The organism is Halorubrum sp. CGM4_25_10-8A, assembly GCF_005435025.1.
In the GTDB taxonomy this organism is placed as follows: domain Archaea; phylum Halobacteriota; class Halobacteria; order Halobacteriales; family Haloferacaceae; genus Halorubrum; species Halorubrum ezzemoulense.
This window is the reverse complement of the sequence record NZ_SGTX01000014.1, coordinates 1-11,956: the sequence shown is the minus strand read 5'-3', so window position 1 is coordinate 11,956 and position 11,956 is coordinate 1. Positions and strand designations below refer to the sequence as shown.

9 protein-coding genes and 3 pseudogenes are annotated in these 11,956 nt (G+C 51.4%); 4 read left to right on the top strand and 8 right to left on the bottom strand.

What is annotated here, in order from left to right; all coding sequences use genetic code 11:
* Positions 1-89: 89 nt before the first annotated feature.
* Positions 90-494, bottom strand: coding sequence for an SHOCT domain-containing protein (locus EXE52_RS13680; protein WP_137703738.1), 405 nt, complete (start codon positions 492-494; stop codon positions 90-92).
* Between the two features lie 377 nt (positions 495-871).
* Between EXE52_RS13680 and EXE52_RS18555 the strand changes: the two genes are divergently transcribed.
* Positions 872-1,618, top strand: a complete 747-nt coding sequence (locus tag EXE52_RS18555; protein WP_199239154.1) for a hypothetical protein — start codon at positions 872-874, stop codon at positions 1,616-1,618.
* Between the two features lie 158 nt (positions 1,619-1,776).
* Here EXE52_RS18555 and EXE52_RS13670 read toward each other — a convergent pair.
* The 3 genes and pseudogenes from EXE52_RS13670 to EXE52_RS13660 form a co-directional block, all read right to left on the bottom strand.
* Positions 1,777-2,226, bottom strand: a pseudogene (locus tag EXE52_RS13670) (IS5/IS1182 family transposase); the annotation flags it as partial.
* Between the two features lie 60 nt (positions 2,227-2,286).
* Positions 2,287-2,430: pseudogene (locus tag EXE52_RS19165) on the bottom strand (DUF389 domain-containing protein); the annotation flags it as partial.
* Positions 2,431-2,595: 165 nt separating this feature from the next.
* Entirely contained in the window at positions 2,596-3,417 is an 822-nt protein-coding gene (locus EXE52_RS13660; RefSeq protein WP_137703737.1) for a hypothetical protein, read from the bottom strand.
* A gap of 152 nt (positions 3,418-3,569) precedes the next feature.
* On the opposite strand from EXE52_RS13660, the gene EXE52_RS13655 reads away from it, so the two are divergent.
* A complete protein-coding gene (locus EXE52_RS13655) occupies positions 3,570-4,283 on the top strand; it encodes a hypothetical protein (protein ID WP_137703736.1) in 714 nt (237 codons plus the stop codon).
* Between the two features lie 187 nt (positions 4,284-4,470).
* Positions 4,471-5,637, top strand: a complete 1,167-nt coding sequence (locus EXE52_RS13650) for an ISH3 family transposase (protein WP_137703735.1) — start codon at positions 4,471-4,473, stop codon at positions 5,635-5,637.
* Between the two features lie 188 nt (positions 5,638-5,825).
* Here the strand turns inward: EXE52_RS13650 and EXE52_RS13645 are convergent, their stop codons facing one another.
* Positions 5,826-7,046, bottom strand: coding sequence for a hypothetical protein (locus EXE52_RS13645; protein ID WP_137703734.1), 1,221 nt, complete (start codon positions 7,044-7,046; stop codon positions 5,826-5,828).
* 182 nt (positions 7,047-7,228) lie between these two features.
* Here EXE52_RS13645 and EXE52_RS13640 point away from each other — a divergent pair, with 182 nt between their 5' ends.
* On the top strand, positions 7,229-8,557 hold the full coding sequence (locus EXE52_RS13640) for a restriction endonuclease (RefSeq protein ID WP_137703733.1): 1,329 nt from the start codon (positions 7,229-7,231) through the stop codon (positions 8,555-8,557).
* A 139-nt stretch (positions 8,558-8,696) separates the two neighbouring features.
* On the opposite strand, the gene EXE52_RS13635 is transcribed toward EXE52_RS13640, so the two are convergent.
* The 3 genes and pseudogenes from EXE52_RS13635 to EXE52_RS13625 all read right to left on the bottom strand — a co-directional run.
* On the bottom strand, positions 8,697-9,680 hold the full coding sequence (locus EXE52_RS13635; protein WP_158413996.1) for a restriction endonuclease: 984 nt from the start codon (positions 9,678-9,680) through the stop codon (positions 8,697-8,699).
* A 435-nt stretch (positions 9,681-10,115) separates the two neighbouring features.
* Positions 10,116-11,372, bottom strand: a complete 1,257-nt coding sequence (locus EXE52_RS13630; RefSeq protein WP_137703731.1) for a Cdc6/Cdc18 family protein — start codon at positions 11,370-11,372, stop codon at positions 10,116-10,118.
* Positions 11,373-11,836: 464 nt separating this feature from the next.
* Positions 11,837-11,956, bottom strand: a pseudogene (locus EXE52_RS13625) (IS1595 family transposase); the annotation flags it as partial.

Here is an 11,956-nt window from a genome sequence, read left to right as displayed (position 1 = left end):
GTTTATTCAAGCTATGCTGAATACAGCGCGCGAATGTGGCACGTCGCAGTGACGAAATCGATATATATCGATACGGTCAGAGTAAATACCTACTCTAATACACGTTCACTCTCGGTCTTTCGCTGTTCCGGTTCTTCAGTTTCGATGAGTTGATCAAGACGTCGCTCAAATGCTTCGTCGTCAATTTCGCCCTCCGCGTATCGTCGTCGAAGCGTTTCAATCGGTGTCTCATTTGCCTCGTCTATCTGTTGGTCGTTCTGTGGACTGGATGCTGGAGACGCATTCGCCTGACGGACGACACCTAGTGTTAATTGTCCGGATATTCCGAGTATTACTGTACTGACCAAGAGAAACAAGAGGCCTGCCGCAACGTTTCCACTCAGTCCGATAAGTCCGAGCACAAACGCGGGGACACCGAGCAAACCGCCGATGATAGCAATCGCAGTTCGACCAGCGGGGCTCTGGGGGGCATAGCGGTGGACCAATTCGTACACAATACCTCTATGACCATTTCACAACTTAAAAATCGCGGAAGTGGGACTGAACCCCTCTAGAAGATGACCATCTGCTTGGTTAGCGGGACGGAATACTAGCGAGTCAGCATACATCTTCTATGGTTAGTTCCGGATTTAGATGGAAAAAAACGGAGTTTCCGTGCTATCTACACTCTCTGTATCTCGCACGCCAATCCTATCAGATCTTAAGGGTTTCAACAGATCCAATCTCTATTATCGCTTCCGCCTGTACGTGCCGTAGCCCCTCGTCCTTACAGAAGGTAGAAAAGACATACAGTTCACCTTCTCAGCCCGAGATTGGAGATTCATCTTAACCAACAAACAGATACATCAACAATACGTCCGACACGAATCATATGGCTGAAGACGCCGACTTACATCCTACTCTCCGCCCAGATTACCAGGTTGCTGAACGAGTTCGTCTTCAAATGGAGATGTTTGCGCAAAAGTTCCGTGAGCTCAACGAAGGAGGCCAATTAGCAGATATCCTTCGTAATCCGGGGACACTTCCTGGAGCGCGGGTTGAACAGCAACCCGAGGTATTTACCGAACAGTACTTGATCGAGCCGGTTCTTCACGGGCTCGGATACCGGAGTCCAACATCCGAAGAGTACAGCGCAGGTGGCGCACACTTCATTCGCCGACCAATAACATATCGTAAAGTGGAACCTCGACAGCCGGATTATCTCCTCAAGAATGTCGACGACTCGTTGGTATGTCTCGTGGAAGCGAAAGCAGCAAACCGTGAATTAGTACGAGGTTCGAAACAAGACGCCACAGCCGACATTCGCCAATACCTCGAAGAGGATACATTCTGTAAATACCTCCGCGATATCGATCAAAAGTACCTCGTAGGGATTGGCACTGATGGACTCCGATGGACCCTTTGGATGAAACACCTTGCTACTGGAGAAATCAAAGAAGCCACCCCAAAAGTGGATCTCTCTAGCATTGTGGAACGCGAAGCGATTAGAGCCGAAACGATTGATGGAGATGTTGAGCTGGGGAGAGCTGCTGATCGAAAAACACTCTCAGAAGAGTTCGTCCCTGCTTTTGGAAAGAGAAATCTCAAGTATCATGTCTGTAATTCATTTGATGGATGAGCAGCTTCTGTGGTCGTGATTATTGCGCTAATTCCTCCCACACAGTCCCACGACAGACCCGCAACGGGCATTTTTCGCTTCCGTTCAATCTGCTGTGTTGAATAGATGCTCAGCCACGGTTACAGCGGCTCACACAGTGTTCTATGTTAGTGATGGCGAACAGCAAGCGATTCCACATCAGTCAATGTCGTCACTTTTAGCGTCTGTATCGTCCGTCCTGCCCGCTGGCGGAAGTACGCCGACGCACGTCGGCGGTCGAAGAACGTGCTGTCGAGAGCGGCGTGGCCAGACTGCGGATGCTGCTGCGCGGAAACGCGCAGCAGCGCCCGCCATGCCCACATTTTCAGCCGATCAAACGACTTGTAGAGCGTGCGATAGTCAGGCAGATCATCCCGATCTAAGTCGAGTACGTCACGAATCTCGGCCATGTACTCCAGCCGATTCGGCGTTTCGCGGTAGCTGTGGTCTTCTTAGAGCCGAAAACAGTGTAGAACGACGTGCTTCCAGCGGGCGAACCCCCCGCTGGCGGGCTCGCCCGCGTGCTTCCCCAACGCTTGTTTGACTAGGTGCCGACACTGCTCAACGAAGTTGAGGAGATCGACTTTCATGGACAGAATCGATTCCCTCGGCATCGTCCTTCTACTCCGTGATATAAGCCAATTAGATCGCTATTCAACACGGCACTCGTGACAGCAATGTATTCCCCCAGCAGTAGCGGCCGGAACGAGTGCGAGGGCAGCGACGACGCCGACGAGCGTGTCTTGCTGTTCTTTGTCGGTTGTTACACTCGCTGCGATACCCCCCGCGGCAGCAGCAACGACGCTGTACTAGCCGGCTGTAATGCGCTCCTCAAGTAGTACAGCTACAACGATGAGGACGTGGTCTGGGCCTTTCAAAACGAGAAAGCAAAGAAGTTGATACAGTATCGTGAAATCTTTGATTCGATCTCAGTAATCTTCTATCCTGCTGTTCCAGAGCTACTGGCGACGTCTTCGGTAGTCCAGGTAAATGATGGGGCCGAAGAATCCGATGAGAAGTCCTAGGTAATGAGACAGGATGTTCACCGTGGTGCCATCTTGGGCGATATTCTGGGGGAAGAGCATGAGGGGAGAGAGCAGGAATAGGAGGCCCGCGATCATCACCAGTTCAAAATAACCCTCCATCGAGGATAGCTCGGCAGCAGCTTCTCTTACTTCTTCAAGGCTTACCTGGGAGATGTCGTAGATGGTGAGTAAAGCGGCAAACAACAAGATGCCAGCTGCCGCAGTAACGCCGGCGTAGATCCAGGTGATGATTGCGACGGCTGTGAGGAACAGTACGACTCCGTGTGCTGGTTCTATGTCCTCTGAGACTTTGTTGTGGATGAATAGAAATAGCGAGACGGGCAGGAGTCCGAAGAGTGCGGAACCGATTCCGGAGAAGCCTGCTCCTGTTCCAGACCCAAGAGCGGCTATGTTGCTCAGGGATATTACGAATGGTAGGATGAGGAGAAGTGTCAGGAGCGTGTATCGGAATAGCTTCGGTTCATCAGCCAGTACGAAAAGCAGGTAAATCGGGCCGATCAGCACGCAGTAAGCCCCCAAATTGTTGCTGAAGTGGTCGAATCCTCGATGTACATAGGCCGAACTCCAGAGATTGAAGATAGAGTAATTACCGTAGTCCAAGATCAAAGAAGCCTGAATCGATTGAGGAAGCAGGAAGATCAGCGAAAGGAGGACCGGGACCGAGAAAATCAAAGCCAGATCCGATGCCCGCGTTTTCTCTCTTACCTCGCTCCGAAAATCACCAAACCACGCCATAGAGCGAGACACCCATCCAAGGCCTAAATAATCACACTTTAAACCGGTATTCCGGGGCTTGTGTTTTATTCCAGGACGCACGGGAACTACTAACGTAAGTTCGTCATTTTGTCGCGCACAGAACCTATACCAACAGGACGAAATGTGTCACCATGCGCGATAATTTGCGTACATGGGGTCGATATACGATTTTTGCTGCCCTTGCGATAGTAATCGCGGTTCCCGCTCTTCTGATTCTCTTCTCTTTCATCCTACTGTCGATCGTTGTTGTTCTACTCACCACGATCCCTGCATGGCTGGGGAAGTTGCTTCCAGTGGATGACTGGATGCGGACCGGTATCCATCGTTGGTTGGACACCCGTCGAATGGAGGCATTCCGTGACGATATGTTACAGATCTTCCGCCGTTACAATCAGATCGACAAAAAAGTTGATCGATATTGGATGCTCCGAGAAATGGGAGATGCGACCGATCGCGTTGATAAAAAGCTCAGAAACGGTGAATTCGTTATTGCGTTCACCGCTGGGGTTGCGTCTATTGGGCTATCTGTCATTACAACGGTTCAGTATGTAGGCGTGCTGCTAACGGTATTTGCGGTCATTATCTCTCTGGCTTCCTTACTGAGAATTGTAATTGTTGAGATACTCGCGTATGATCCAGAACTGTATCTCGAATCCTCTCACGAGGATGTAGCAGTACGTATGGGGTGGAATCGAGGTCCAATTAACGGGCGAGGCGCAGTTCTAACTGCGTTAGGAACTATTTTTGTGGGAATAGACGATCGTGGGTATCGGTTGGGCAAGTGGATATTGGAAGAGCTGGTAGCGGGAAGGTTCTGGGACACCGAGGACAAGTGGTCCAGCTGAGATAGTATATATCGGACGATCACCCCAACAAGCAACACACCCTCTATGTTCAGTAAGTATGAATTCGGTCAGATACTTGGGTTTTAATTGAGCCCTGGAAACAGATATAGGCCTTCCAGTCCCTCCGTTTTTAGAAGTTTCAGTACATCACAAAGCCGGTTAGTTGAGACGTCTGCTTGCAGAAGGTGTGTCTAAAACCCAGCAAGCAGACGATGAAATCCACGAAGACCAACTCCTTAACTTCCTCGTCAACGCTCTTGACGAGGAAGTTGCTCTCACACTCGCTGAAAACGCCGAGATCGATGCTGAAGACATCTACGAGGTCCTCGTCGGCGCGTGCGCCGACGGGACCTCGGTCTCAACGCTCTGTGAGAAAAGTGAAGACGCCCCCCACGAAAATTCGGTTCTCTACCATCTCCGCACCAAATTCGACCTTGAGACGCTTGAGCAAGTCGGAAACGCGCTCCTTCAGAAGGACGTTCTCGACGTCCTTCCCCAGCAGGTGGAGGTCGTTTCAGACCTCCACCTGCGGCCCTACTACGGCGACGAAGATGGGACAGACGGCCTGTACCACTCACAAGCGAAGCGTGGAACGACTGCGTTCCACGCCTATGCCACACTCTACGCGCGTGTGAAGAACAAACGCTACACGCTGGCGGTGCGCCGTCTCGAAGACGGCGACACCGCCAGCAGTGTCCTCGCAGAGTTTCTCGGTATCCTCGACAGCCTTGACCTCGAGGTCAAGGCCGTCTTTCTTGACCGCGAATTCTACGACAGCAAGTGTTTGACGCTGCTTCAGGCACACAACCACGCCTACGTCATGCCGATCGTCCGCTGGGGACAGACGATCAAGCAAGAACTCTCGGAAGGCTGGAGTCGCGTGATTCAACACGACATGACGGCGAAACTCGACGGTCACAGCTGGACCGTCGAGTTTCCCGTCTACATCGACTGTACGTATCAAAACGGACGGTACGACGAACATGGAGTGGCGCGTCACGGCTACGCCGCTGATGCGCCGTTCATCGATTCACCACGAGACGCTCGATACCACTACGCGAAACGCTTTGGTATCGAGGCCAGCTACCGACTCTCCGAGCAAAGTATTGCGACGACCTCGACACAAAATCCGGTCGTACGGCTGCTGTACGTCGTGGTGAGCTTGTTGTTACAGAACGTCTGGCGGTATTTACACTGGGAATACGTGGCGACGCCCCGCCGTGGGGGGCGTCGCCTCTGGAAGTGGTCGTTCAAGGAGTTCATCACCATGATTCAACGGGCAGCGTGGACGGCCCTCGCGACGCGTCGGGCCGTCCCCGCAAACCGACCACCAGACGACCGGTTTACTCGCTAATCTCCGACCGGGCTAGCCTCCGCCAGGAGTGGCAACGCTGTCGCGTCGGCGGCAGCCGCCGCCGACAGCGACAGCTCTCCGTCGGTTCGTCGACAATCTTCTCGTCAAGACCACCCAGCACAACCGCTCCGCCACAGAACTCAGGCTTCAGAAACAGCTAGCTGAGGATGCTTTGTGAGGTACTGAGTTTAGCTGTGTAGGTCAAAAGTCTTCACCGCGACTTTCACCGTAGTTTCTGAATTGTTTTGGAATCGGTAGACGTCGTGGTCGGCGAATTCTGAGGGCTGGGCTTCGTATTTTTTGTGATCTTTAGTGGCTTCCCTGACGCGTTCCTGCATCTGTGAATAGCTATGATTCTTTGAGAAGATGAGGAGGGAGGCCTGGGTATCACGGACGGTAAGATTGTCCAGGAGCTGGTCGATGGCGTCTTTGTATTGTGATTGGCCTTTCCAGAACTTACATTCGGCTACGAAGAGGTTCTTGTTGTCGTAGCGGAGTAAGATGTCTGTCTTTCCAGTTCTGTTGAAGGTCTCCCCTGTAGCCAGGCCAGCGTAGTGTGAGTTGATCCCGATTAGGAAGATGTCACGGAGGGATTCTTCGTCTAGGTCTCGGACCCTCTCTACAGATCGCTCAATGTTGAGACCGAGATCGTCGATGATATCGAGTATTTCTACGAAGGTTTGTTCCGGCAGGATTTCAGACGTGCTATCGCTTTCAGAGGCCGTTATCTGGATATCTCGTTTCTTTTCAGGGACCACATATCCCTGGTCTCCAGGGGTGCCTGTTTCAACGCCGAGATCGTCCATCACTTGCTGTTTCGTTTCGATATTATCTCGACGTCTTTCGATAGCTTTCCGCGCATCTTTCCGGAACTTCTCCTGCATCGATTCAATATCGTTGTTCAAGTTTCCGACGTACTTCTCCACCTTCTCTGTCCATTGCCGTATGTCGCCCTCGATCTCTTCTTTAATCTCCTCCGGCTCCCGATTCTCCGTCCTATAATCGATGTAGTAGACGACCTCACCGCGATTCAGTTCATCATACAGCGGCGGGTTCAAATCGTGGCTACTGGGACGATGTCGGAATATTTCCTTGTCGACGTTGAACGGGATTTTGACTTTGAGCCGGTGATACGTTACATAGGTAGGGCCGCTTCCGAAAGAAGGGATATCTTGCCGGTCGCTTACATCCTTCTCAACTTCACCACCGTCTTCCTTGACCGGGTCCTGTAACTCAATCTGTGAGGGTGTGTGTTTCGCCGCAAAGATCAACGCGAGAGAATCCGTACTGTTGCTTTGAAGTTCTTCAGAAGACAGGCCTGAGATCTCATCTTTCATCTCTTTCAAACGGGTTCTACCAAACTCGCTGAACCGCTTATCACAGAAAAGCCTCCCACGTGACCGACTCATACAGAAACATGTTGCTTCTCAGATTATAAATCGGTGGGGAGACAGCGCGATCACCACGGAGAATACAATTCGAGGCTTCATATCCACTTCTCTGTTGAATCCGCAGAAGGCGACGGGATAGCGTCGCTCTGAGGGCAGTAGCGATCAACTATTTGAGAGTCGGGAGCAATTATCGACGAGATATGACCGGGATCGTGATCCTCCCCGCTGGTCGCGACGACGCGTTTGAGGACTACAAGCAGTTCATCCGAGATGGGCATCCAATTGAGGATATTGAGTCCTACCTCAATGACGACGACCTCGAACTGTTTCGGACGACATCTGACAACGATCTCGTCCACGTCTGGGGGACCTCAGTAGATGGGACGTGGCGGAACGTCGAACGCAACGACATCGCGCTCGTCTACCACGATGGGGCGTTCGTCGCGAGGGGGCAAGTTCTCCAACTCCGACACGACCCCGACCTTGCGGAGTATCTCTGGAGAGAGAACGTTGAACACGGTCGCTGGAACGAGGAAAGCCCCTGGGAGTACATGACCTTCCTCACCGATATTGAGGAGGTTGACGTCGACATTGAGGAGTTCAACGAACTCGTTGGCTACGACGAGACCTACCGCCCGCAGGGATTTACCCGAGTCGCCGACAAGCGCCTCAACCAACTCTCTGGCGAGGAATCAGTCGAGACCGCCATTGCCGACCTGACCGATGCCGGCGAACGTGTTCACCCCGTCGACGACGAAGACGACGGACCAACTCCCGACCTCGCTGACCAACTCCGGGCGGCCAGCACGGACGGGAACGCCCACGAGGAGTTCGAGAAACTCGTTGCGAAGGCCTTCTCCCGGCTAGGCTGTGCCGCCGACTGGATCGAAGGAGGGGGTGATACCGACGTGGAGATCCGATCCCCCGAACACGTCGTTGTCGAAGTGAAGGCCCGAGGGAACGGGCGAGTCAACTCTCTAGAGGTCACCAACGTGGACAAACACCGGCGCCAGCGTGGGGCTGATCACGCCATCGTGGTCGCCCCAGGCTTTGCTCCGAAGGTGATCGATAACGCCGAAACGACCGAGCTAACGACCATCGCCGTTGACGACCTCGTCGAGTTGCTCGATCGCCGGGAGGAGTATGCCGTCCCACCCGAGGAGATATTGGCCCTCTTGACACGCTCAGGAGCCTTCCAAGACGACAGGCTCGACCTCCTCGATGAGTACATCCAGGACCGGATCGATGCTGGAGAGATCCTTCTTGCGGTCATCCGAGCTCTCGAGCGTGCCGATGGAGCCGTAGAGACAGCGGAGGACGTCCGGTGGATCGTCGTGGGCATGGAGGGCTCGAACGATATCCCAACCACCGAAGAGGTTCGATCCGCCCTCCAACTGCTCGCGCATCCCAGCGTGGGGGCCGTCGAGCAGGATGAAGAAGGATATCGGGTGACGACTGACTACGATAATGGGATCCAATTGGTCCAATCCCTCGGAGATGTCGTCCAACCACCGGGGAGGGAGGAGTAGGTCAGAGGCATCCCGCCTGTCTTAATTCTTCAAATTTTATATTTCGATTCCACCTTTTATTAAATAGACAAAATTTCACCGACCCCATCTCCCGTGGGAGATCTGATTCCAGGAACGTGTTAAATCAGAATCAAATAGATCATCTAATAACCCGTGTATGAGACTCTATAGCGGGGTCATTGTGAGCGCGATGAACCAAGTCAGTAATTTCGGAACCAGATAGGTCCTGGTCGTAAATTCGTTCAAGCATCAATTTTATAATGCGTGCTTGGCGCCTAGGGATAGGAGATTCTGGTAAAGTGGTGTCTAAAGATATAAAGAACATATTTGCTTCTTCGGGAGGTACGACCATCTCAACACCGCCAGCGCCGGAGCCATAGGTTTCAGAATTGACTACTGTCCAGCCATACTTTTTTGCGGTTTTCTGTAATTGTCCCAATAGTTTTGGAGATTCTGCGGGAAACTGGATTTGGTGAGTGGTACCCCGTACTGTGTACTCACTTGTTTCGTTGTGCTCTCGATCAATCTTTATAAAAAATGTTCGCTCATGATTGCCGTGCTGAACCGCTTCAGAGAGTCGTCGTAGATACCCAGAGTAGAAGTCTGCTAGGTCTTCTTCAGAACTAGTTAGTTGATTTATTTTAATCCGGTCAGAGTTCACCTGACCACTACTCTCCACGATATCTTTCCCCGACCCAGTATACTCAATATATTTTGAGAGATTTTCTTCTGAGATGTTCTGAACGCAAGCCTCAGCCAGCTCAGAACCATTTACAATTTTGACACCTAACTGTTCAGCTAGTTGTTTCGCCTCGCTTGTAAATGAGCTAGATGTGACAACAATAATGGAGTCCACATCGGGATATTCAGTTTTCAGCGAAGAATATTGCTGAATGTCTGGTCTACCAACCTTGTTTGAATCACTATACCGTTTAGCTTGGATAATCGCTTTTTGTTCAATCAGGTCCGATTTAGTTGCTACAATATCGATTCCCTGGTCTCGACCTTGCTGTGATACCCGCGTTGACCAACCCATCTGAGACCACACAGCAGCAACTAGTTCCTCTAATTTCGCTGAGTCTATTTGTTGGAGAGCAGATCGAATACGGGGTATATCGCGCATGTCCATCACAGTAACTTTCTCGTTTTATATCTCCTTTTATTTGATTGTTGGATCTACATGACAGGCTGCTATTCCGTATGATTTCTTCTAGTGAACTAGCTATCTTATCAGATACCCAAACTGGGGTATGAGCGTTAGTTTAGACTAATACAGAGCTCAGTATACAGAATTTTAGGTTGTTCTATTCGTCTGAATTTTGCTGGAGCAACTGAGCTCTCACGGTATCAACCCTCCACCGTTTCCGGAGCTTTCAGTAACGGGTCTGATCCCCTTGACTAACAATTCAGAACGATCGTGGCGTAGGACCAGAGTCGTCGTTTCCGCTCTGGTTCCGTTATTTTCGGAGTCTTGAGAAACTACAGACCCTCCACCGTTTCCGAAGCTTTTGGAAACAAGATAGGAGCGATTTCGTATTGAAGATCACAGAAGAGGAGCTCAGTAGTCGGAGATATCCGACTGGAGCAGATTGTTATCATCGGCTGTCGATTGGATGATGTTCGCGAGCTCTTCGAAGCGAGTTGTTTCGAGAAGAACCTCGAGCACTGCTTTCAATGGGACATCAAGCTCGTATTCGTGATACCGACCAGCCGAGAGACCCTCGTTCCGCTCATAGAGATTGATCAGCCCGAGCATATTCATATCTGAAAGGTGATCCCGGACACGACGTTCGCTCACACTGTCGGTGTCGAGACGGTCGCAGATTTTCACGTATCGTTCGTAGAGATCACGAGATCGCACAGGGACATCATCAAGCGCCTGGTGGTATGCGAGCGCACAGAGGACAGCGTGTCCTTGGGTCGTGAGTTCTTGCATCCCCTCGTAGAGTTGGTTCTTTTCGAGTTCGTCTTGGGCATTCCGAACGTGCTCCTCAGTTACCGCGTCGGAATCAGCGGCTTGCGCAAGTTCACCAGCCTCACGAAGCAGTCGAATTGCTTGTCGAGCCGATCCAGTATCCTGAGCAGCAAATGCCGCACAGAGCGGGACAACATCATCTGATAACACATCGTCGTGGAACGCTTTCTCGGCGCGTGGACTGAGAATCGAGCGGAGCTGATCCGCATCGTACGGAGGAAAAAGAATCTCTTTTTCGGCGAGTGTGTCCTTGACTTTCGGCGAAAGGCTGTCCCGGAACTGGAAGTCGTTACTGATGCCGACGATCACTGGACGGACGTCGTCAACGTAGCCGTTCGATCGTGCGCGAGGGAGTCCGTAGAGGATATCGTCGGAATGGCCGATATTGTCGATCTCGTCAAGAACAATCACGACGGTGCCACCTAGCGCATCAAGTTCCTCGTAGAGAATGTCGAAAACTCGTTGCTGAGAGTAGCCAGTAGCACTAATGCGGTCTTTATCCTGGCTATCACGGAGTTCGTTGACAAGCGCGACAGCAACTTGATAGGACGAGGAAAGGTTCTCACAGCTGACCCAGACTGTCGAGAGCTGAACGTCGTCGTACTCGGCGGTGTCGGCCTCTAGATGCGATAACATAAACTTCGTCGCGACGGTCTTTCCCGTCCCCGTCTTCCCGTACAGGAAGATATTCGACGTTGGCCGGTTATCGATGATCGGCTGGAGAGCACGCTGGTATTTTTCGAGTTCCTCGTCCCGTTTGCGGATGTCTTCGGGCTCGTAGGAATCGTCAAGGGGTTCGGCGTCAGCGAACACCTGACGATCCCGCTGGAACATTCCCATGTCAGAAAGTCTCAGAGAGCAAAATGATAAAACCACCGCTTCCGTAGCTTCCGAAGCGTCCGTAGCTACTAGCTATATAAACAACCCACACACCACCGCTTCCGGAGCTACGTTTATTTAAATAACACAGTCACTCCACTGTTTCCGAAGCTATCGAGATACATGTATTCCTATCTCAAGAAGCGTCAAATAAACAAGCAAAAGACTAAGTCAATTAAACTAAAACAGTAACCGTAGTAGAGTTAAGACAAAAGTTAAAATAAATTATATTATTTACTGCCAAGAATAACATCCACTCGTAGAGCACAGTTACCAGTTGTTTTTGCTGGATCTTTCGAGACGGTAGTTCCTCTTTCGTGGATAGCTCCGGAAATGGTGGTGTGAGGGTCCCCCGAGATCTCTGTTCAACAAAAGCTTCGGAAACGGTGGAGGGTTGATCCTACACACAGACAAAATGCTCGCTCTTATGTAGAACTACGGAAAGCCCCCATAACAAGGCAGTCAATGGTGATATCGACGGATGCGCCTGTGAGATTCAGCGATCTAATGATCCCGAATGTATGAGCGGCCTGTTCCAAGCCTTG